Here is a 21,488-nt window from a genome sequence, read left to right on the forward strand (position 1 = left end):
CTCCTGGCCGTTATGGTGGACGAGGTTTCCCACCCAAGTTACTAGCGGGTAACTTAACATGGGGTAATCTGACGCACACCCGACGTGCGAACGAGACGGTTACGCGAGCGCTCCTCCTCGACGTGGAGCTGCTCTCGATCATCAGGCAGAAATACACAGGAGGTCGACGAAGACCCATGACGAACATCGTCGTTTTGATCAAGCAGGTTCCTGACACCTGGTCCGAGCGCAAGCTCACCGATGGTGACTTCACGCTGGACCGCGAGGCCGCGGACGCCGTGCTCGACGAGATCAACGAGCGCGCGGTCGAGGAGGCCCTGCTCATCAAGGAGGCGCAGGGGGCGAGGTGACCGTGCTGTCCGCCGGCCCGGACCGCGCCACCGATGCCATCCGCAAGGCGCTGTCCATGGGTGCCGACAAGGCCGTTCACATCAACGACCCGGCTCTGCACGGCTCCGACGCCATCCAGACCGGCTGGACCCTGGCCGCCGCGCTTGGCCAGATCGGCTTCGAGAACGATGAGCCGGCCGACCTGATCATCGCAGGCAACGAGGCCACCGACGGCCGCGTCGGCGCCGTTCCGGCCATCATCGCCGAGTACCTCGGCATCCCGCAGCTCACCCAGCTGCGCAAGCTCACCGTCGCCGACGGCAAGGTCACCGGCGAGCGCGAGACCGACGAGGGCATCTTCGGCCTCGAGGCCTCGCTGCCCGCCATCGTCTCGGTCACCGAGAAGATCAACGAGCCGCGCTTCCCGTCCTTCAAGGGCATCATGGCCGCGAAGAAGAAGGAAGTCTCGGTCCTCACCCTCGCCGACCTCGGCGTCGACCCGGAGACCGTTGGCGTCGCGAACGCGGGCACCACCGTCACCGCGTCCACCCCCAAGCCCCCGCGTACCGCTGGTGAGCGCGTCACCGACGAGGGCGATGGCGGCAGCAAGATCGCCGCTTACCTCGTCGGCCAGAAGATCATCTGATCGCGCCCCTCAACCAGCAGACCCACACGTAGGAGAAGACAGCAATGGCAGAAGTACTTGTGCTCGTCGAGCACGCCGAGGGTGCGCTCAAGAAGGTCAGCACCGAGCTCATCACCGCAGCGCGCGCGCTCGGTGAGCCGGCCGCGGTCGTCGCGGGCCCGGCCGGAACCGCGGCCAAGCTCGCCGAGGCGCTGGCTGCCGCGGGCGCCGCGAAGATCTACGTCGCCGAGTCCGATGACATCGACGGCTACCTGATCACCCCGAAGGTCGACGTCCTCGCCGCCCTGGTCGAGACCGCAGGACCGGCCGCCGTGATCACCGCCGCCACCACCGAGGGCAAAGAGGTCTCCGGACGTCTGGCCGCTCGGATCGGTTCCGGCCTGCTCAGCGACGTCATCGAGGTCAAGGCCGACGGCAGCGCCGTGCACTCGATCTTCGGTGGCGCGTTCACCGTCGAGGCCAAGGCCAACGGCGAGGTCCCGGTCATCTCGGTTCGCCCGGGTGCCGTCGAGGCCCAGCCGCAGGCCGGTGCCGCCGAGCAGGTCACCGTCGAGGTGCCGGCTCAGGACGAGAGCGCCGTCAAGGTGACCTCGCGCAACCCGATCGTCGGCGGCGACCGCCCCGAGCTCACCGAGGCGTCGGTCGTCGTCTCCGGTGGCCGTGGCGTCGGCAGCGCCGACAAGTTCAGCGTGGTCGAGGAGCTCGCCGACTCGCTCGGCGCCGCGGTCGGTGCCTCGCGTGCCGCCGTGGACTCGGGCTACTACCCGGGCCAGTTCCAGGTCGGTCAGACCGGTAAGACGGTCTCCCCGCAGCTGTACATCGCGCTCGGCATCTCCGGCGCCATCCAGCACCGCGCAGGCATGCAGACGTCGAAGACCATCGTCGCAGTGAACAAGGACGAAGAGGCCCCGATCTTCGAGATCGCGGACTACGGCGTCGTCGGCGACCTGTTCAATGTCGCACCGCAGCTCACCGAGGCGGTCAAGGCTCACAAGGGCTGATTTCGCTTCACTGTCGGCGGCCCCGTTCCCTGTTGGGAGCGGGGCCGCCGTCGTTCGTCCAGCTCGCCCGCCCGGATTACGGCGCGGCCAGTGCGGGCTCCTGAATCATGGCTGCGACCCGGCCAGGAGGTCGATGGTTCGCTGCTGCTCCTGGCTCGTCCCGAAGGGGGCGGCCATGAACTCGGTGACACCGGCGTCGGCGAGGCGCTGGACTTCGCGGAGAACGGTGCCCTCGTCTCCGACGATGGCGACGTCTTGCGGCCCCGCGACGCCTTCGCGATCGAGGACCGCGCGGTATTCGGGAACCTGGCCGGCCAGGCCGAACGCCGCCGCGATGCGCGCACGCACGGCGGACTCGTCATTGGTCACGCACACCGGCAGGCCGGCGACCACCCGCGGAGCCGATCGGCCCGCGGTCCGCGCGGCGGCGCTGACCGTGGGGACGATGTGATCGCACAGTGTGTTGGGGCCGGTCATCCAGGTCACGGTGCCGTCGGTGAGCTCGCCCGCCAGCCGCAGCATCGCCGGGCCCATCGCGGCGAGGAGGACGGTGGGCGGCTGCGCGCCCGGCACGGTCACGGCGCCGACGGCGCGCGTCGTCTCGCCCTGATAGCTCACGGTCTCGCCGTGCAGGAGGGGGTCGAGCGCGGAGAGGTACTCGCGCATTCGATGGACGGGGCGGTCGTGGGGCAGCCCGAACATTCCGTCAACCATGGTGGCAATGCCTGCGCCGATTCCCAGCGTCAGCCTGTTGTCGGTGGCGGCTTGAACGGTCAGTGCGTGGCTGGCCAACACCAGCGGGTGTCGCTGGGGCGTGGGGACGACGGCGGTCCCCAGCCCGATCCCCGGAACCGAGCCGCCCGCGACTGCGAGGGTGGTCAGCGCGTCCATGCCGAATGCCTGCGCGGCCCACGCTGTGGTGAAGCCTGCGTCGGCGGCTGTGCTCACCTGGCCGACGACCTCGGCCAGCGGCGCCGTGCCCCGGATGTCTCCGATCGCGATTCCGATTTTCATCCGAACTGGCCTCTCGCTCGTACTCGGGTCCCGGTCGATCGACCGACGCCCCGCTTTATCGGAGAGGTTCTCCGCTTGGGGTCTGTGTAGGATATGGAGAACTTCTCCGATTAGGCAAGTGCGGTATGACCTCGACGCAGACAGACCCGACAAGCCAGCCGCAGCGGCGGATGCGCTCCGACGCCCGCGACAACCGCGAACGCATTCTGAAGGCCGCGAAGGCAGTCTTCGCCGAACGCGGGACGGCCTCGTCTCTCAACGAGATCGCCCGACGCGCCAATGTCGGGCCGGGCACGCTCTACCGTCACTTTCCGACCCTGCAGGATCTTCTCGTCGCGATCATCGGCGACGACGTCGACGTGCTCTGCGCCACCGGCCGCGACCTCCTGACCCACCGCTCGCCGGATGAGGCGCTCCGCATCTGGCTGCGGGCCGTCGCGCTGCACGCCACCGCCATGAACGGACTCGTGGCAACCCAGATGGCCGCTGACCTCGGGACCGGGCACGGCACCGCTCTGGCCGGCTGTCACGACGCGATCACCGCCGTCGGGTCGGAGCTGCTCACAAGGGCCAAAGAGCACGGCGGCATTGCCGAGCAGACCGATGTCGTCGACCTGTTGAAACTTGCCACGGCGATCGCCTGGGCCAGCGAGCAGGCGCCCGAGGACGTCGGGCTCCTGGACCGGCTCCTCGCACTTGCCATCACCCGCTCCTGACGCAGAGTGCCTGCCGCGGTGGGCCCGGGACCGTGTTCACCGAAGCTGCATCGACACGACACCGACCTGATGCCGGGAGGCCGCCCGGCTCGGTGACCCTTCGGGCATGACGACAACGCCGGTCCTCATCAACGATTTCCCGAGCGTCACCACCGTCCCCAGATACACCCTGCTGCTGTCCTCGGACCGCGAGCACCGGATCGCAGCGCAGCGGCTGCGATACCGGGTGTTCGCGGCCGAACCGGGCTTCGAAGGCGCGGTCCGCGGCATCTCCGACGGTCTCGACGCCGACCACTTCGACGAGTATTGCGATCACCTGCTGGTGCGCGACGAGCTGGCCGACGAGGTCGTCGGCTGCTACCGGATGCTGACCCCGGACGCCGCGATCGCCGCGGGCGGGCTCTACACCGCCACCGAGTTCGACCTCTCCGCGCTCGACCCGCTCCGCCCACAGCTCGTCGAGATGGGCCGAGCCTGCGTGCACCCCGATCACCGCTCCGGTTCGGTGCTGGGCCTGATGTGGGCGGGCATCCTCAACTACCTGGAGCTCACCGGCTACCGCTGGGCCATGGGATGCGTGTCGGTGCCGATGCAGGCGCGGCCGAGTGACCTGCCTGGCGCGAACGTGCGCGGGGTCCGCGACCGACTGCTCGACGCCCACGCCACCGCCAAGGACCTCCGCGTGCACCCGCTGCGGCCGGTGCCCGGCCTGGACGAGATCACGGCCCCCGCTCGCACGGTGCTGCCCCCGCTGCTGCGCGGGTACCTGCGCCTTGGCGCCTCGATCTGCGGCGAGCCCGCCCACGACCCCGACTTCGGTGTCGCCGACTTCGTGGCCCTGCTAGGCATGGCAGAGGCCGACGAGCGCTACCTGAGCCGGCTGCGGTCGGCCGCCGCCGCCGTCCCGATGATCGTCCGATGACGCACGACTGGATGCCCTCGAGCCCCTGCGGCGACGGCTGCCTGCCCACCGCGGCGGAGCGGGCCAGCCTGGCCCGGGTGGCCGCGCGCTGCGCGATGCTCGCGGCGATGCTGCTCTCGCTTCCCGTCCTGCTGGCGGGTGGGGTCCTGCCGGGATCCTGGCGCCGCTCGCTGCAGCGCGGCTATTCGCGGGCCGCGCTGCGCGGGCTGGGAGTGCGGCTGCGCGTCCGCGATGAGCGCGGCCTCGACCTCGATCCGGGGGAACGGGGCGTGCTGGTGGTGGCCGGGCACGTCTCCTGGGCCGATGTGCTCGTGCTCTGCGCGCTCGGGCCCGCCGACTTCGTGGCCAGGGCGGACCTGCTGGACTGGCCGCTGCTCGGGACCCTGGCGCGGCGGATGCGGATTATCCCGATCGACCGGGCGCGGCTGTCCGAGCTGCCCGGCGCGGTCGACGAGGCGGCGGAGCGGCTGCGGGCAGGTGGGCGGGTGGTGGCCTTCCCGGAGGGCACCACCTGGTGCGGGCGGGCCTACGGCAGCTTCCGTCCAGCCCTGTTCCAGTCCGCGGTCCAGGCAGGCGCGCTGGTGCAGCCCGTCGGGATCAGGTACTGCACGCCGGACGGACGGCTGGACACCACGGCCTGCTTCGTCGGGGACCAGACGCTGGCCGCGTCGCTGCGACGGACGGTCGGGCTGCGCAGGCTCGACGTGGAGGTGCTGCTCGCGCCCCTGGAGGAGCCGGGCGCCGACCGCAGGGAGCTGGCGCGGCGCTGCGAGCGGGCGGCTCGCGAGATCCTCGGCGCGGACCTGACCGTGCAGGACATCCTCGACGGCATGGAGGAGCGTCAGACCACAGCGGCGTGAGCGCGCCTACCAGCACAGTCGCGGTCGCAGCGGCCCCAGGGGGACGGGCTATCCTGGTCAGGTCATGACAACGCCCCACCCGAGCGCCTCCAACCGCAGTGATGCCACCCTGCGGTCCAGCGCGCCATCCCAGGTCTACCTCGATCACGCCGCGACGACACCGATGCTGCCCGAGGCCATCGAGTCGATGACCGCGGTGCTCGCCACGGTCGGCAACGCGTCCTCGCTGCACGGCTCGGGCCGCGCGGCCCGCCGCCGGGTGGAGGAGGCGCGGGAGTCCATCGCGGCCGACCTGGGCGCGCGGCCGTCGGAGGTCATCTTCACCTCCGGGGGAACCGAGAGCGACAACCTGGCAGTCAAGGGCATCTACTGGGCCCGCCGCGACGCCGACCCGAGCCGCCGCAGGATCATCGCCGGCGCCGTCGAGCACCACGCCGTGCTCGACGCGGTCGAGTGGCTGGTGGAACACGAGGGCGCCGAGGTGACGTGGCTGCCGGTGGACCGGCATGGCCGCATCGACCCCGATGCGTTGCGCGTCGAGCTGGCCGCCGTCGCCGACGAGGTCGCGCTCGTCACCGTCATGTGGGCGAACAACGAGGTCGGTTCGATCATGTCGATCGCCGCACTCGCCGCCGTCGCCACCGAGTTCGGGGTCCCGATCCACAGCGACGCGGTGCAGGCCGTGGCGCAGCTGCCGGTGGACTTCGCGGCCAGCGGGCTCTCCGCCCTGAGCATCGCCGCACACAAGTTCGGCGGGCCGCAGGGCGCAGGAGCGCTGCTGCTCGGCCGCCAGGTGCCGTGCGTGCCGCTGCTGCACGGCGGCGGCCACGAGCGCGACCTTCGGGCGGGCACCCTGGACACCGCCGCGGTGGTGTCGATGGCCACCGCCCTGCGGAAGACCGTGTCGGACATGGATTCCCGCTCCGCCGAGCTGGTCAGGCTGCGCGAGCGGCTGATCGCCGGGGTGAGCGCGGCTGTGCCATCCGCGGTGCTGAACGGGCCGGTGGGCGATCAGCGACTGCCCGGCAACGCGCACTTCACCTTTCCCGGCTGCGAGGGTGATTCGCTGCTGATGCTGCTCGACGCGGCGGGGATCGAGTGCTCGACCGGGTCGGCGTGCACTGCCGGGGTCGCCAGCGCCAGTCACGTGCTCATCGCGATGGGCGTCGACCCGACCATCGCGCGCGGGTCACTGCGGTTCTCGTTGGGACACACCTCGACCGATTCCGATGTCGATGCGTTGATCGCGGCGCTGCCGCAGGTGGTCGAGCGGGCCAGGATGGCAGGCCTTGCGGGCGCCGGGGCCAGGGGAGGGGCACGCTGATGCGGGTACTGGCGGCGATGAGCGGCGGAGTGGACTCCGCGGTGGCGGCGGCGCGTGCGGTGGCCGCAGGACACGAGGTGGTGGGCGTGCACCTGGCGCTGTCCACCGCGCCGGGGACCCTGCGCACCGGTTCGCGTGGCTGCTGCTCCAAGGAGGACGCCGGGGACGCGCGCCGCGCCGCCGACATCCTCGGGATCCCCTTCTATGTCTGGGATTTCGCGGACCGCTTCAAGGAAGACGTGATCGAGGACTTCATCGAGTCCTATGCCGCAGGGGAGACGCCGAACCCCTGCCTGCGTTGCAACGAGAAGATCAAGTTCGCCGCCCTCGCGGACCGCGCGATCGCGCTCGGTTTCGATGCGGTCGCGACGGGTCACTATGCGCGCCTGGAGGACGGCGTGCTGCGACGGGCGGTCGACGCGGACAAGGACCAGTCCTATGTCCTCGGCGTACTCACCGCCGAGCAGCTCTCCCGGGCGATGTTCCCCGTCGGCGACACCCCGAAGCCGCAGATCCGGGCCGAGGCCGCCGAGCGCGGGCTCGCGGTCGCGGACAAGCCCGACAGCCACGACATCTGCTTCATCCCGTCCGGGGACACCCGGGCCTTCCTCGGTGCCAAGATCGGGGTCCGGCCCGGCAAGGTCGTCGACGCGGACTCCGGTGAGGTGCTCGCCGATCACGAGGGCGTGCACGGCTTCACCATCGGCCAGCGCAAGGGACTGGGCGTGCAGGGCCCGGCTGCCGACGGCAAGCCGCGCTACGTCACCGCCATCGAACCCGAGACCGGCACCGTCACCGTCGGCTCGGCCGAGCGCCTGCAGGTCTGGTCGATCGCGGCGGAGCGCGCGATCTGGACCTCCGGCGCGGCGCCGCAGGGAGCGATCGAGTGCGTGGTGCAGGTCAGGGCGCACGGCGGACTGGCCGAGGCCGTGGTCGTGCCCGTCGACGGCGGTCTGGACGTGCAGCTGCGCGAGCCGCTGACCGGCGTGGCAAGGGGACAGGCCGTCGTGCTGTACCGGCCGGACCCCGCGGGCGACGAGGTCCTCGGTAGCGGCACCATCGTCGGCACCGGCGCGGACCGTCGGTGACGGCACCGTCCATCCCGGTCGGTGTCGCGACCGGCGTCGGTTCCTGGCCCGGTATCGATCCGCGGGAGGCCGCCGCCATCGTGGTTGGCGAGCTGCCCGCGCTGCCGCACCTGGTCGAACTGCCCGACCGCGGCGTCGGCGCAGACATGATCGGCCGCGCTGCCGCGCTGCTGATCGACCTGCCGCTGGACACCTCCACCACCGCCTACCGGCTCGCGCAGCGTCCGGGTGCGGTCACACGCCGGGCCCGCGACCTGCTCCGGCGTGACCTGGACGCGCTCGAGGAGGCCTGGGAGGTCGTCGGGCGCAGGGGCACCGATCAGCCGGTGAAGATCCAGTCCGTCGGGCCGCTGACGCTGGCCGCGCAGGTCGAGCTCTCCGGCGGGCACCGCGTGCTCACCGACGCGGGCGCGCTGCGCGACCTCGCGGAATCACTGGCCGAGGGGCTGCGCGTGCACGTCGCCGAGGTGGCTCGCAGGCTCGGCTCGCCTGTCGTGGTGCAGCTCGACGAGCCCGGACTGCCCGCGGTGCTGGCCGGTTCGCTGGCAGGCGTCTCGATCCTGCAGACCCCCCGCGCGATGCCCGAACCGGAGGCGCTCGCCGTCCTGTCGTCGGTGATCGGCCGGCTGGAGTCGCCGGTGCTGGTGCACTCCTGCGCCGCCGGTCTGCCGCTGGGGCTGCTGCGTCGCAGCGGCGCCGCGATGATCGGACTGGACCTGAGCGAGCTGACGGTCGCGGACCTCGACGGTGTCGGCGAACTGCTCGAGGACGGCATCGCGCTGGCCCTGGGGCTGGTGCCGACCCTTGGCGCCGAGCCGGCGCCGGGCTGGCGCGAGCTCGCCCTGCCCGCGGTGACACTCGTCGACCGGCTGGGGTTCCCGCGGTCTGTGCTCGCCTCGCAGGTGACGGTGACGCCTCGATGCGGTCTCGCGGGCGCGAGCCCGGAGTGGGCGCGGACCGCGCTGCGTCGCGCCGCCGAGGTGACGAGGGCGTTCGCGGACGGCGCCGAGTTCGACTAGCCCGCAATTCGATCGGACCTGAGTTTCGGGTCGGCGGACGCGTCGGGGTCCTGCGATAGCCTTTCTGGCGTGACCGAGAACGTGGCAGCGACCTCCGACGAACGCGAAGAATGGCAGCGGCTCGCGGAGGAGGTGCGCGAGCATCAGTTCCGCTACTACGTGCGGGACTCGCCGATCATCTCCGACGGTGAGTTCGACGCCCTGCTGAACCGGCTGATCGCGCTCGAGGAGGCGCGCCCCGACCTGCGCACCCCGGACTCGCCCACCCAGCTCGTCGGCGGCGGGTTCGCCACCGAGTTCACCGCGGTGGACCACCTCGAGCGAATGCTGAGTCTGGACAACGTCTTCGACGAGGAGGAACTGCGCACCTGGGTGCGACGGGTGGAAGCCGATGCGGGCTCCGACCTGCACTACCTGTGCGAGGTGAAGATCGACGGTGTCGCGCTGAACCTGGTCTACGAGAACGGAAGGCTGGTGCGCGGCGCCACCCGCGGAGACGGCCGCACCGGCGAGGACGTCACGCTCAACGCGCGCACGATCGAGGAGATCCCGCACGTGTTGACGCCGAGCGACGAGTTCCCGATCCCGTCGCTGCTCGAGGTCCGCGGCGAGGTGTTCTTCCGGCTCGAGGATTTCGAGGCCCTCAACGCGTCCCTGGTCGCGGAGGGCAAGGCGCCGTTCGCCAATCCCCGCAACTCGGCGGCCGGGTCGCTGCGGCAGAAGAACCCGGCGGTCACGGCCAAGCGGCGGCTCGGCATGATCTGCCACGGGCTCGGCCGGATCGAGGGCTTCGCACCTGCGTCCCAGCACGACGCCTACACCGCGCTGGCGGCCTGGGGGCTGCCCGTCTCCACGCACACCGCGCGCGTCCGCGGCGTCGACGAGGTCGTGGCGAGGGTCGCGTACTGGGACGAGCACCGCCACGACGTGGAACACGAGATCGACGGCCTGGTGGTCAAGGTCGACGAGATGGCGCTGCACCGGCGGCTCGGTTCCACCTCCAGGGCCCCGCGCTGGGCCATCGCGTACAAGTACCCGCCGGAGGAGGCCACCACCCGGTTGCTCGACATCCGCGTCAGCGTCGGCCGCACCGGCCGGGTCACCCCGTTCGCCTACATGGAGCCGGTGACGGTGGCCGGATCGACCGTCTCGCTCGCGACGCTGCACAACGGGTCGGAGGTCAAGCGCAAGGGCGTGCTGATCGGCGACATGGTGGTCATCCGGAAGGCGGGCGAGGTGATCCCGGAGGTGCTCGGCCCCGTGGTCGACGTGCGCACCGGGGACGAGAGTGAGTTCGTGATGCCGACACACTGCCCCGAGTGCGGCACCGAGCTGGCGCCCGCGAAGGAGGGCGACGCGGACATCCGGTGCCCGAACCAGCGGTCCTGCCCGGCGCAGTTGCGGGAGAGGGTTTTTCACGTGTCGGGGCGTGGCGCCTTCGATATCGAGGTGCTCGGGTACGAGGCGGCGACCGAGCTGCTCAAGTCGGGAGTGATCGTCGACGAGGGCGACCTGTTCTCGCTCACCGCCGAGGACCTGATGAAGACCTCGCTGTTCACCACCAAGGCGGGCGCGCTGTCGGCGAATGGGCGCAGGCTCCTCGACAACCTGCACTCGGCCAAGGACAAGCCGCTGTGGCGGGTGCTGGTTGCGCTGTCCATCCGGCATGTCGGGCCCACCGCGGCGCGTGCGCTGGCCTCCGAATTCGGCAGCCTCGAGCGGATCGAGAACGCCTCGGTGGAGGAACTGGCTGCCGTGGACGGCGTCGGCGGCACCATCGCCGCAGCGGTCGTCGAATGGTTCGCGGTGGACTGGCATCGCGAGATCGTCGCGAAGTGGCGCGCGGCCGGGGTGTCGATGGAGGACGCCCGCGACGAGTCGATCGAGCGCAACCTCGAGGGCCTGTCGATCGTGGTCACCGGCTCGCTCGTCGGGTTCACCCGTGACGGCGCCAAGGAGGCGATCCTGATCCGCGGCGGCAAGGCCGCCGGTTCGGTGTCGAAGAAGACCGCGTTCGTGGTGGTGGGCGAGGCGCCGGGTTCCAAGCACGACAAGGCGATCGAGCTCGGGGTGCCGGTGCTCGACGAGGACGGGTTCCGGCTGCTGCTCGAGGGCGGCCCGGACGCGGTGACGCCGGCAGGTGGGGAAGGCGACGCCGACACCGCCGGATAGCAGGCACAGCGGGAGGACGACATGGGCGCGTTGATCTACTCGTCGATCTGTTCGCTCGACGGATACGTCGCGGACCGCGACGGCAATTTCGACTGGGCCATGCCGGACGACGAGGTGCACGGTTTCGTCAACGACCGCGAGCGACCGATCGGCAGCTACCTCTACGGGCGTCGTATGTACGAGGTCATGGCCGGCTGGGAGTCGGTTGCCGGCGACGCGGGCCCGGCTGCAGCGGATGACTTCGCCGAGCTGTGGCGGGCCGCCGAGAAGATCGTGTACTCGACGACCCTGCAGGCGGTGTCGACCTCCCGCACCCGGCTCGAGCGGGAGTTCGATCCCGCGGCGATCCGAGCATTGAAGGCGTCCTCGCCGCGCGACCTCTCGATCGGCGGCCCCGGACTCGCTGCCTGCGCGATCCGGGCCGGACTCGTCGACGAGTGGCAGCTGTATCTCGTCCCCGCCGTGGTGGGCGGCGGCACCCCGGCGCTGCCCGCGGACGTTCGGCTGGACCTGCGGCTCGTCGACGAGCGTCGGTTCGAGGGCGGGACGGTGTTCCTGCACTACCGAACGCGGTAGCGATCACCCCCGACAGGCGGGGCTTCCGGGAAATGCAGGCACGCCGAACCGGCAACCGACTTCGGTGACGGCGTCCATCCGCTCGACCGGATACCTGACCTCAAGCGCAGGCAGCAGCCCGCCCTGCAGGAGCGCGCTCTTGGTCGTAGGCATGGTGGCCTGGGCATCGAGCGTTCCGCGGATTCGTGCGAATTCGACGAGCTCGTCGTAGACCATCGACAGCGCCGCTTCCGTGGTCTGGTCCTCCGACTCGAGCCCGGCGAAATCCACCCCGGTCTCGTACTCGTGGCGGACCGCGTGCGGGCCCTGGTCACAGGTGGGTTTGTTCAGGTCGATGCGGAACTCCTGCCGGTCCGGCGACGGCGAGCTGATCGTGCCGGCATCGGTGCAGGCATGGTGCGAGATGCGATCACCGAGGGCGTGGATGTAGATGCCGATCCTCGCATTCCACGAGTCGCCGCCGATCCAGGAGTCGAACTGCGACGATGGCACCCCGTCGGAGATGACCTGCTCACCGGTGACATTGGTGAACGGGATCGCGACCGGGGTCTCCACGCTGTACACGCCGTTGATCTGCGCAGGCTCCGGGTCCGCGTAACAGGCTGCGCCCGTGGCATAGTCGCCGTCGGCTGAGCGATCGGTGAAGCCTCCCGTGCACAGCGGGGCGCTGCCGCCCGGCCCGGCCATGGCCCACCCTCGCACGTGCGTGAGCATGACCTCGTGTGCGGGATCGTCGACGTCGGGTCGCATCCCGTCGGGCTCGGGATCGAGCGGTCCCCGCATCGTCGGCAGGAAATGGAAGAGGAAGCCGCCGGTGGCGAAATGCGTCCGCACGAGACCGCCGATGTCCTTGGTGGTCAAGGCCGCGGCGTCGGGGACGAGTTGGCCGTTCACGTCTCGTGGCGCGAAGGTGCCCAGGTCTGTGGCCTCGTCGTACGCCGCGATCCAAAACGCATCCCGCTCCGAGAAACCGACGGTGCGGGCGATGATGTAGGTCGAGTCGGCGTGGACGAGGCTGCGCCCGCCGAGTGGCTGACGCAACGTGTACCCGTAGCGCGCGAACGCCTCGAGTCCGCAGATCGGCCCATTTGGATCGTCCAGCGGACACGACTGCGGCAAGGGTGCGCAGTTGTGCGGCGGGGCGCCGCCCTCGGAGTAGCAGATGTCCTCGGCGAAGCCGTGTGCCTGCGGGGGCGCGACAACAAACGCTGCGGCGGCCAGCGCCAGCGCCACCGTGGCCGATCTCCGAATGTGTCCATTCATCGACAAGCGCCTTTCCGGTCGCCGCGTTCATCCAGGCTAGCATCGACGCAACGGTTTCGGAGCTCGTTTCCGCAGGTCGGAGCGCTGACCGCGTCACGGGACTTGAGTCTCCCGCAGGGGGAGACGCGAGAGTGGGGACATGGACGACGACGCGCTCTACTCGATCGGTGACCTGGCCAGGCGAACCGGACTGACGGTCAAGGTCATTCGGTTCTATGCGGATCGGGGATAGTGCCCGCGACCGGCCGAAGCCCGGCCGGCTACCGGCTCTATGACGTCGACTCGGTCGCGCGGCTGGACCTCGTGCGGACGCTGCGCGAGCTGGGACTGGACCTGGCCACGATCAAGGGCGTCGTGGACCGCCAGACCTCCCTGCCCGAGGTCGCGGCGGCGCACGCGGAGGCACTGGCGGCGCAGATCCGGACACTGCGCCTGCGGCGGACGGTGTTGTCGGTGGTGGCCAAGCGCGGCTCCGGCCCGGAGGAGATGAGGCTCGTGCACAAGCTGGCCAAGCTGTCCGAGACCGAACGGCGAAGCCTGATAGGCGATTTCCTCGACCACGCCTTCGGTGGGCTGGACGGTGATCCCGCGTTCGAGGGGATGATGCGCTCGATGACCCCCGAACTGCCCGACGATCCCGAGGCCGAACAGGTCGAGGCGTGGGTGGAACTGGCCGAGCTGTCATGGGATCCGGACTTTCGCGACGTCATGCGGGAGGTGGCGAGCGGCCATGCAGACGACCGCGCGAACGACGGCTGCGCGGGCGTGCGCCGCGAGATCGTCGCGGTCGTCCGTGACCACGCCGAGCCGATGCTGGCCACCGGCATCGACCCGGACTCGCCCGCGGCCGACCGGGTGGTGGCGGAGGTGACAGCGGAATACGCCCGGCTGCGCGGCAGTTCCGACGACGACGTCGCGCTTCGGCGGCGGCTGCTGTCGCGGCTGGAGGCCGCGAACGACCCGCGCCGGGAGCGCTACCTGCGACTGCTCGCCGTGGTCAACGGATGGGCGGCGCCGGACAGTTCGGCGGCCGCGCTCGACTGGTTCGTGCGGGCCCTGCGCGCCCGGCTGCCGGGGTAGGGAGCCGGGCGCATCGACACCGCTACCGGGCGAGCGCCGCCTTCTGCACCTTTCCCATCGCGTTCCGCGGCAGGGCGTCGACGAAGCGCACCTCGCGTGGCCGCTTGTGCCGGGAGAGGTCGCCCGCCACATAGTCGATCAGGCGCTCACCCAGCGAGGACCCGGCGCTCGTCTCGGAGGTGACCACGAACGCGACCACCCGCTGACCGAGATCGCTGTCGGGCACCCCGACCACCGCGACCTCCGCGACCGAGGGGTGCGCGAGCAGCGCCGCCTCGACCTCGCCCGCACCGATGCGATATCCGCCCGACTTGATCAGATCCGTCGACTCGCGGCCGACGATCCGATGGAATCCGGCCGGATCGCAGGTGGCGACGTCACCGGTGACGAACCAGCCGTCGTCCGTCCACGAGGCGGCCGTGGCCTCGGGCCGGTTCAGATAGCCGTCGAACAGCATCGGTCCCCGGACCTCGAGTCGTCCGATGCTCGATCCGTCGTGCTCCACGATCCGGCCGTCCTCGGTGCGCAGGCGGGTCTCGACACCGCGAACCGGTTGCCCCACCCAGCCCGGCCTGCGTTCGCCGTCCGGTCGGGTGCTCAGGGTGATCATGGTCTCGCTCATCCCGTACCGCTCGATCGGTGCGAGGCCGGTGAGCTGGGTGATTCGTTCGAAAACCGGGACCGCGAGCGCGGCGCTTCCCGACACCAGGAGTCGGGCCCCGCGCAGCGCCCGCGCGGACTGTTCGTCCTCGGTGATCCGCGACCACACCGTGGGCACACCGAAGTACATGGTCCCCGGCGCGGCCGCGTAGGCGGCCGGTTTCGGCCGCACCGTGTGGTTGACGCGCGAACCGATCCGCAGGGACGCGAGCACGCCGAGCACGAGGCCGTGCATGTGGAACAGGGGTAGTCCGTGCACCACGGTGTCGTCGGCGGTCCACTGCCATGCGTCGGCGAGGGCATCGATGCCGGCGGCGAGGGCGCGGTGGGTCAACAGGACGCCCTTCGGCGCACCGGTGGTCCCGGAGGTGTAGAGGATCATGGCCAGCTCGTCCATCGACGGCCGCCCGAGTGGTCTGCTCGCACGAATCCTGCTGTCCACCGGGATGGTCGGGAGTCCGCTGTCGATCTGCGTGGGCCCGATCCATTGCGTGGCACCGGAATCCGCGATGATGTGCCGGAGTTCCGCCGGACCCGAGTCGGGCGGGACGGGCACCACGGGCACGCCGGCCAGCAGGCACCCCGTCACGGCGATGATCGTCTCGAGGGTGGGTTCCGCGCAGACGGCCACCGGACCGGCGTCGGGGAGCGCCGCCGCCAGGCCGCTTGCGGCGGAGAACAGTTCGGACCGCGACATGCTCGTGTCCCCGAGCGTGATCGCATCGGCGAGGTCCACCGCCTGGTGGCCAGACGGATCCAAAGACGAGAGAAGCACTGGTGAGTCCTTTCGGTGGGGTGGTTCTTCAGACCCGACGCGAGTCGGGTGCCGACGGCGCTGCGCCCGGGCCGGCGAAGTCGGGTGTTCGTCGATCGGCGAAGGCGGCGAGACCGATGGCGAGGTCCGGATTCGGGCGGGTCGTCCACCGGCAGGACAGCTCGTCGGAAACACCTCCCCGGGTGGCGGTGTCGTCGACCATCTGCTTCGCGGCCGCCACGGTGGCGGGCGCCCTGGACGCGATCGTCGCCGCGATGCGCCGGATCGCGGCATCGAAGTCCGTGGCCGCCACGACATCGGTGACGAGGCCGAAGCGCAGTGCGGTGGCCGTGTCGATGGTGTCGGAGGTGAGCAGGAGTCGCTTCGTCGCGGCCGGTCCGACGGTCCGCACGAGGCGTTCGACGGACGGGGCGGGATAGATCAGTCCGAGTTTCGCCGGGGTGATCGCGAATTGCGCTCCCTCCGCTGCGATCCGCAGGTCACATGCGATCGCAAGCTGAGCGCCGCCGCCGATGCAGTGTCCTCGAATGGCGGCGACGGTCGGCTTGGGACATCGCGCCAGTGCTTCCTCGACCCGGACGAATTCGTCGAGCACGTGCGGAGAGGTCTCGGTGGTCATCTCCGAAACATCCAGCCCGGCAGAGAAATTGTCACCGGCGCCCGTGAGGACGACCACGGCGACGCCGTCGTGTCTGCCGATCGCGTCGATCCGGCGTCCGAGGGCGTCGAGCAGGGGCGTGTCAGGGCGTTCATCCTGGATGCGTTGTCCATCGTGATGGTGGCGACGCGGGCGTCCACCACGACGGTCACCTCGGTCACAGCACCATCGCAGGCAGGACCAGGGTGCCGACGAGCGCAACCGGGCCGATGACGACCATCGACATCCCCCATCGGGTCAGCAGGCTGGTCATTCGGGCCCGCTGGTCCTCGGCGACGGAGGCGACGAGGGTCGCTCCCACGGTCGAGAACGGCGAGACGTCGACGATGGAGGAGCAGACGGCAAGCGCGCAGATCAGTGCCCAGCCCGGGATGTCACCCGTCGCGACCAGCGGCAGCGCCAGCGGTACGAGGGCGGCAAGCATGCCCGTGGTCGACGCGAAGGCTGAGATGAGGCCACCGAGGAGGCAGATGATCAGTGCCGCGACGATCGGGACGCCCACCTTGCCCGCCGTTTCCCCGAGCAGGTCGACGGCGCCCATGTGCTGCAGGACACCGACATAGGTGATGATGCCGCCCACCAGCAGGACCGTCGACCAGTCGATCTTCGCGACGGCGCTGTTGCCGGATTTCGGGTCGATCAGCGTCAGCACCGCCCCGAAGGCGAAACCCAGCACCCCGATGTCCGGGTCCTGGCCGGCGAGAGAGATCCCGATGACGGCGAGGACCAACCCGGCCATGCAGATCACCGTGGCGATCTGGATACCCGTGAACGGCTCCCGTTCGGCGAGCGTTTCGTGCTGGTGCCCCGGTCCGTCGTCCCGACGGCTGCCGGCGATGCGGTGCGTGACGTCGCCCTCGTACTGGGCCGTTCCCGCGCCTGCGGCGATGCTGGTGACGAAAGACGGTGTTCTCGAACCGATCTCGGTGGCAAATGCGAGGTGACGTTGCCGCAACCTGGACCCGCCGAACATGACGAACGCGGCCATCAGCAACACCAGGTTGACCACGAGGGCAACCGCGAACAGGGTGAGCGGGCTCAGTTCGATCCCGGCCTCGTGTGCCGTGCCGTAGCTGACGATCCCGAAGAGGCTGGTCGGGGCGAAGGCGCCCGCGCTCAGGCCGGTCCCGATCGCCAGTCCCATGAGCATCGGGTCCATGCCGTACTTCCTGGCGATCGGCATGCCGATCGGGGCCATCACCAGGCCGCCCAGCGGTGAGCCCATCGCGGAGATCCCTGCCGTCAGTGCAAAGAAGACGAAGGGGAGCACGGCTGCGTTGTCGCCGACCTTGGCGAGCGCGACCTCGATGATGCGGTCGATGGTGCCGTTGGCCTGAGCGATCGCGAAGAAGTAGGTCACGCCCACGAGCAGCACCAGGATGCTCAGCGGGAACCCCTCGATGATGTCGTCGATGGGCATGTCGGCCAACCAGAGTCCGACGCCGCACGCGGCGGCGAACATGAGCACCCCGATGTGGACCTTGCGGAGGGTGGATACCAAGAAGACGCCGACAAAGATGACGAGCGCCGTGAGCTGTAGGGCCATGCGGTTGCCTTTCCCAGGAGTGTGGGGGCGGGTGTTCCCATTCGGTCCACTGTGTGGCACACTGGTCTATCTAGCGAACCAATGCCGTGTAAGCTAGCTCACACCGGGCCGCAGCGTCAACAAACTCGGAGGTCACATGCCCACCAACAGCGTCGTTTCGGCCTTTCGTGTGCTGGAGACGGTGGCCGAACAGCAGCCCGTCGGGCTGTCGGAGCTCAGCAGGATGGTGGATCTGCCCAAGAGCACCGTGCAGAGGTGCCTGCTGACGCTGCACGAACTCGGTTGGCTCCGGCCGAGTTCCGCCGCACCAACGCGGTGGAGCCTGACGTACCGGGCCTTCTCGGTGGGCAGCAAGGCCCGCGACCATCAGCAGATCCGGGAAACGGCGCTGCCCACACTGAACGAGCTTCAGTTGGCGACAACGGAGACCATCCACCTCTGCGCTCCTGACGGGCGCGAGATGGTGCTCATCGAACGGCTCGACACCGCGCATGCCCTGCGCGCGTTCATGCCACTGGGGCAACGAATCCCGATGCACGCCTCCGCGACCGGGCAGGCCTTTCTCGCGGCGCAGCCGGACGATGCGGTCCGGTCCTATGTGGCCGACGGGCTCGCCCCGCGAACGCCGAGCACCATCACCGACGCGGACGTGCTCTGGGAGACCATCGAGCAGATCCGGGGCCGCGGGTACTCGATCAACGATCAGGGTCTGAGCACCGGGATCACGGCGATCGGTGCGGCGATCCTCGACGCCCAGGAACAACCGTTGGCATCGGTGTCGGTGTCCGGTCCGACGAGCCGGATCACGGCCGAGAAGTTCGAAACATACGGTCTCGCAGTGCATGCCGCGACCGAGAAGATCCGGGACGCACTGCTGCGCTTCGACCTCGAGTCGGTGCGCGGGGTCTGAGCGGCGGGGTGATCAGGCGGAGCGGTCCGCGTCGTCGGGGTGCAGAGCCTTGGGTAGGTAGGCCGCGCCCGGTCCGTAGCTCGCGGCAGCGTCGCCCGGGTTCGACAGCGCGCAGGTCTTGAGGGACAGGCATCCGCAGCCGATGCAGGAGTCGAGCCCGTCGCGCAGCGCGATGAGGGCGTCGATCTGCTCGTTGAGCCTGCCACGCCAACTCTGCGAGAGTCTCGTCCAGTCGGCCCGGGTCGGGGCGCGCCCGTCCGGCAGCTGAGCGAGCGCCTCGGACACCTCGTCCAGGCTGAGCCCGATGCTCCTGGCGGCGCGGACGAAGGCGATCCTGCGCAGCACGCTGCGCTGGTAGCGCCGCTGGTTGCCCGACGTCCTGCTCGATGCGATCAGGCCCTGGTCCTCGTAGTACCTCAGTGCGGACGGGGCAAGGCCGCTGCGCCGCGCCACCTCGCCGACGGTCAGCAGATCCGTGGTGCGCATGGGGAGCTCCTCACCTGCGGTCCTTGACATCAAGTGAACTTGAGCTTTCAGGATGGTCTCAGAAGTCACCGGACGCAAGGAGCTCTGATGAACGACACCAACACGGCGTTGATCACCGGCGGATCGGCCGGCCTCGGGAGGGCGGTGGCGCTCGCGCTCGCCGAACGGGGCTGGCAGGTGATCATCACCGGCCGCCACGCGGCGCCACTCGAACGGGTCGCGGCGCAGGCCAACGGGATCACCACGTGCCAGGGCGATGTCACCGATGCCGCGCACCGAGGACGGCTCCGCATGGAGATCGCCGCCCGCGGGAGGCTGGACCTGCTGCTCAACAATGCCAGCGCGCTCGGGCCCAGCCCGATGCCAGCGCTCGCGCGGTACCCGGAGGCCGAGCTGACGAAAGTGTTCGCGACGAACGTGCTCGCGCCGTTGGCGTTGATCTCCGCGCTGCTCGAACCGGTGACCCGTGTGGGCGGTGCGATCGTGAACGTGTCGTCGGACGCGGCGGTCGAGGCCTACGAGGGGTGGGGCGGATACGGCGCGGCGAAGGCCGCCCTCGACCAGGCGACGGCGGTGCTCGCGGTGGAGCATCCGCGGCTCTCGGTGTACGCGTTCGACCCGGGCGACATGCGCACCGCGATGCACCAGGCGGCGTTCCCGGGCGAGGACATCTCCGACCGGCCCGAACCCGAGACGGTGGTGCCCGCGCTGATGCGGCTGCTCGACACCCGCCCGGCGAGCGGCCGGTATCGCGCGGCAGACCTGCTGACCGGGGCGGCGGCGTCGTGACCGAGGTGAGGGTCGAGGCAGCCGTCGGGCCCGACTTCGTGCTACCGGACCGGCTGGAGGCGAGCGGTCCGCCGGAGAGCCGCGGGCAGCTGCGGGACACCGTGCGCCTGTTGGTGGCCGAGGGGGAGCGGGTGGAACACGCCCGATTCCACGAGCTGCCGAGGTATCTGCGCGCAGGCGACGTAGTGATCGTGAACACGTCGGCCACCCTCGCCGCCGCGGTCGACGGCACCGTCGACGGTGTGGGCCGGGTGGTCGTGCATTTCTCCACGCCCCTCGACGACGGCGCCTGGGTGGTGGAGGTGCGCGCGCCGGGTCCGGTCACCGGGCCGCTCGGTGCAGCCGCGGCGGGCATGCGCATTCGCCTTCCGCTCGGCGCGCAGGCAACGCTGCGGGAACCGTGGCCGCCGACGTCGATCAGGCTGTGGCGCGCGGAGATCGACGGCGTCCCGGACGTCGCGCAGGATCTGCTCGCGGTCGCAGGCCGGCCGATCACCTACGCGTACGTCCGGGAACGGTGGCCGCTGCCGTACTACCAGACCATCTTCGGGAAGGATCGGGGGAGCGCGGAGATGGCCAGCGCGGCAAGGCCGTTCACGCACGCGATGCTCACCGAGCTGGCCGTGTCGGGGGTGGTGGTCGCGCCGATCCTGTTGCACACCTCGGTCTCGTCGGCCGAGCCAGGAGAGCCGCCGATCCCCGAACGGTATGAGCTCCCGAGTGGACCGCCCGGTTGATCAACGACCGGCGCGCGGCGGGCGGCCGGGTCATCGCGGTCGGCACCACGGTCACCCGTGCGCTCGAAACCGGGGCGACCGAAGGCGGAACGGCGGTGGCCGGGGCGGGCTGGACGGACCTGGTGCTGAGTGCGCGGCGGCCGGCCCGGGTGGTGGACGGACTGATTACGGGCTGGCATGCCCCCGGCGCGTCGCACCTGATGCTGCTCGAGTCGGTGGTGGGCCCAGCGGCGGTGCGCATGGCCTACGAGGCCGCGCTCGCGGAGGGATACCTGTGGCACGAGTTCGGGGACAGTGCGTTGCTGCTGCGGGCATAAGGCCTGCTCGCGCCCCTCACGACGACGGCGGCCCGCGGGTGAGGTTGTTCACAATCGGCCCGCACGCGTGACGGGAACCAATGGGACTCCTGCGATAGTGACCGCATGATCGAGATTCGCCCCGCAACGCCCGCCGACTACGACACCATCGGCGAGTTGACCGTCGACGTCTACGTCGACGGTGGATTCGTGTCGGACACGAGCACGTATGTGGACCGACTGCGCGATACCGCGACCCGCGCGGAGCACGCCGAGGTCGTGGTGGCCGTCGCAGGCGACGAGATCGTCGGTTCGCTGACGATCGCCGAGCCCGGCACCCCCTTCGCCGACGTCGCGGAGCCGGGCGAACTGGAGTTCCGGATGCTCGCGGTCGCGCCAACCGCCCGCGGCAAGGGCGTGGGCTCGGCGCTGGTGAAGCACGTCCTGGACGAGGCCTACGACCGCGGGCTCGCACGCGTGGTGATCTCGACGGAGGCCGACATGGTCGACGCCCGCCGCATATATGACCGCAACGATTTCGTCCCCGCGCCCCAGCGCGACTGGGAGCCGATGCCGGGCGTCGAGCTCACCGTGCTGGTGCGCGAGTTCGTCTGAGCCGG

The 21,488-nt window shown here is 70.3% G+C and carries 20 protein-coding genes and 2 pseudogenes; 16 read left to right on the forward strand and 6 right to left on the reverse strand.

Going from position 1 to position 21,488, the window contains the following annotated elements:
• Positions 1–176: 176 nt before the first annotated feature.
• Together BTZ20_RS09100 and BTZ20_RS09105 are read left to right on the forward strand one after the other, a co-directional pair.
• Positions 177–976: pseudogene (locus BTZ20_RS09100) on the forward strand (electron transfer flavoprotein subunit beta/FixA family protein).
• Positions 977–1,020: 44 nt separating this feature from the next.
• A complete protein-coding gene (locus BTZ20_RS09105; protein WP_077041135.1) occupies positions 1,021–1,977 on the forward strand; it encodes an electron transfer flavoprotein subunit alpha/FixB family protein in 957 nt (318 codons plus the stop codon).
• A 105-nt stretch (positions 1,978–2,082) separates the two neighbouring features.
• Here the strand turns inward: BTZ20_RS09105 and BTZ20_RS09110 are convergent, their stop codons facing one another.
• Positions 2,083–2,991, reverse strand: a complete 909-nt coding sequence (locus BTZ20_RS09110; protein WP_077041136.1) for a TIGR03564 family F420-dependent LLM class oxidoreductase — start codon at positions 2,989–2,991, stop codon at positions 2,083–2,085.
• A gap of 125 nt (positions 2,992–3,116) precedes the next feature.
• Between BTZ20_RS09110 and BTZ20_RS09115 the strand changes: the two genes are divergently transcribed.
• The 8 genes from BTZ20_RS09115 to BTZ20_RS09150 all read left to right on the forward strand — a co-directional run bounded on the left by BTZ20_RS09115 (position 3,117) and on the right by BTZ20_RS09150 (position 11,668).
• Complete coding sequence (locus tag BTZ20_RS09115) at positions 3,117–3,707, forward strand: TetR/AcrR family transcriptional regulator (protein WP_077041137.1); 591 nt, start codon at positions 3,117–3,119, stop codon at positions 3,705–3,707.
• Between the two features lie 106 nt (positions 3,708–3,813).
• The gene (locus tag BTZ20_RS09120; RefSeq protein WP_077041138.1) at positions 3,814–4,629 is read left to right on the forward strand and encodes a GNAT family N-acetyltransferase; all 816 of its coding nucleotides are present in this window, start codon (positions 3,814–3,816) and stop codon (positions 4,627–4,629) included.
• On the forward strand, positions 4,626–5,489 hold the full coding sequence (locus tag BTZ20_RS09125; RefSeq protein ID WP_077041139.1) for a lysophospholipid acyltransferase family protein: 864 nt from the start codon (positions 4,626–4,628) through the stop codon (positions 5,487–5,489). The genes BTZ20_RS09120 and BTZ20_RS09125 overlap by 4 nt, the downstream gene beginning before the upstream one ends.
• A 64-nt stretch (positions 5,490–5,553) precedes the next feature.
• Positions 5,554–6,813, forward strand: a complete 1,260-nt coding sequence (locus BTZ20_RS09130) for a cysteine desulfurase family protein (RefSeq protein WP_077041140.1) — start codon at positions 5,554–5,556, stop codon at positions 6,811–6,813.
• Positions 6,813–7,901 carry a tRNA 2-thiouridine(34) synthase MnmA gene (gene mnmA / locus BTZ20_RS09135; protein WP_077041141.1) on the forward strand — a complete coding sequence of 363 codons (1,089 nt, stop codon included), beginning with the start codon at positions 6,813–6,815 and terminating at the stop codon, positions 7,899–7,901. The genes BTZ20_RS09130 and mnmA overlap by 1 nt, the downstream gene beginning before the upstream one ends.
• Positions 7,898–8,920 carry a methionine synthase gene (locus tag BTZ20_RS09140; RefSeq protein ID WP_077041142.1) on the forward strand — a complete coding sequence of 341 codons (1,023 nt, stop codon included), beginning with the start codon at positions 7,898–7,900 and terminating at the stop codon, positions 8,918–8,920. The genes mnmA and BTZ20_RS09140 overlap by 4 nt, the downstream gene beginning before the upstream one ends.
• 69 nt (positions 8,921–8,989) lie before the next feature.
• Positions 8,990–11,092, forward strand: coding sequence for an NAD-dependent DNA ligase LigA (ligA, locus tag BTZ20_RS09145; RefSeq protein ID WP_077041143.1), 2,103 nt, complete (start codon positions 8,990–8,992; stop codon positions 11,090–11,092).
• A 21-nt stretch (positions 11,093–11,113) separates the two neighbouring features.
• A complete protein-coding gene (locus BTZ20_RS09150; RefSeq protein ID WP_077041144.1) occupies positions 11,114–11,668 on the forward strand; it encodes a dihydrofolate reductase family protein in 555 nt (184 codons plus the stop codon).
• A gap of 3 nt (positions 11,669–11,671) precedes the next feature.
• Here BTZ20_RS09150 and BTZ20_RS09155 read toward each other — a convergent pair whose 3' ends face one another.
• Positions 11,672–12,931, reverse strand: a complete 1,260-nt coding sequence (locus BTZ20_RS09155; protein WP_077041145.1) for a hypothetical protein — start codon at positions 12,929–12,931, stop codon at positions 11,672–11,674.
• Positions 12,932–13,070: 139 nt separating this feature from the next.
• Between BTZ20_RS09155 and BTZ20_RS29000 the strand changes: the two genes are divergently transcribed.
• Both BTZ20_RS29000 and BTZ20_RS09160 read left to right on the forward strand, forming a co-directional pair.
• Positions 13,071–13,163, forward strand: a complete 93-nt coding sequence (locus BTZ20_RS29000) for a MerR family DNA-binding transcriptional regulator (protein ID WP_262982561.1) — start codon at positions 13,071–13,073, stop codon at positions 13,161–13,163.
• Positions 13,163–14,011, forward strand: coding sequence for a MerR family transcriptional regulator (locus BTZ20_RS09160; RefSeq protein ID WP_262982562.1), 849 nt, complete (start codon positions 13,163–13,165; stop codon positions 14,009–14,011). The genes BTZ20_RS29000 and BTZ20_RS09160 overlap by 1 nt, the downstream gene beginning before the upstream one ends.
• A 22-nt stretch (positions 14,012–14,033) precedes the next feature.
• On the opposite strand, the gene BTZ20_RS09165 is transcribed toward BTZ20_RS09160, so the two are convergent.
• The 3 genes from BTZ20_RS09165 to BTZ20_RS09175 all read right to left on the reverse strand — a co-directional run bounded on the left by BTZ20_RS09165 (position 14,034) and on the right by BTZ20_RS09175 (position 17,650).
• The gene (locus BTZ20_RS09165; protein ID WP_077041146.1) at positions 14,034–15,446 is read right to left on the reverse strand and encodes an acyl-CoA synthetase; all 1,413 of its coding nucleotides are present in this window, start codon (positions 15,444–15,446) and stop codon (positions 14,034–14,036) included.
• Between the two features lie 28 nt (positions 15,447–15,474).
• Entirely contained in the window at positions 15,475–16,122 is a 648-nt protein-coding gene (locus BTZ20_RS09170) for an enoyl-CoA hydratase/isomerase family protein (RefSeq protein WP_262982563.1), read from the reverse strand.
• 139 nt (positions 16,123–16,261) lie between these two features.
• On the reverse strand, positions 16,262–17,650 hold the full coding sequence (locus tag BTZ20_RS09175; RefSeq protein WP_077041147.1) for an SLC13 family permease: 1,389 nt from the start codon (positions 17,648–17,650) through the stop codon (positions 16,262–16,264).
• Positions 17,651–17,786: 136 nt separating this feature from the next.
• On the opposite strand from BTZ20_RS09175, the gene BTZ20_RS09180 reads away from it, so the two are divergent.
• Positions 17,787–18,560 carry an IclR family transcriptional regulator gene (locus tag BTZ20_RS09180; RefSeq protein ID WP_077041148.1) on the forward strand — a complete coding sequence of 258 codons (774 nt, stop codon included), beginning with the start codon at positions 17,787–17,789 and terminating at the stop codon, positions 18,558–18,560.
• 12 nt (positions 18,561–18,572) lie between these two features.
• Here BTZ20_RS09180 and soxR read toward each other — a convergent pair whose 3' ends face one another.
• Complete coding sequence (gene soxR / locus BTZ20_RS09185; protein ID WP_077041149.1) at positions 18,573–19,046, reverse strand: redox-sensitive transcriptional activator SoxR; 474 nt, start codon at positions 19,044–19,046, stop codon at positions 18,573–18,575.
• A gap of 87 nt (positions 19,047–19,133) precedes the next feature.
• On the opposite strand from soxR, the gene BTZ20_RS09190 reads away from it, so the two are divergent.
• The 3 genes and pseudogenes from BTZ20_RS09190 (at position 19,134) to BTZ20_RS09200 (ending at position 21,483) form a co-directional block, all read left to right on the forward strand.
• Positions 19,134–19,835: an SDR family NAD(P)-dependent oxidoreductase gene (locus BTZ20_RS09190; protein WP_077041150.1), complete on the forward strand. Its 702-nt coding sequence runs from the start codon at positions 19,134–19,136 to the stop codon at positions 19,833–19,835.
• A gap of 5 nt (positions 19,836–19,840) precedes the next feature.
• Positions 19,841–20,889 (forward strand): annotated as a pseudogene (locus tag BTZ20_RS09195) (S-adenosylmethionine:tRNA ribosyltransferase-isomerase).
• Between the two features lie 105 nt (positions 20,890–20,994).
• Entirely contained in the window at positions 20,995–21,483 is a 489-nt protein-coding gene (locus tag BTZ20_RS09200) for a GNAT family N-acetyltransferase (protein WP_077041151.1), read from the forward strand.
• Positions 21,484–21,488 lie beyond the last annotated feature (5 nt).

It is taken from the genome of Rhodococcus sp. MTM3W5.2, assembly GCF_001984015.1.
Taxonomy (GTDB): Bacteria; Actinomycetota; Actinomycetes; order Mycobacteriales; family Mycobacteriaceae; genus Rhodococcus_G; species Rhodococcus_G oryzae.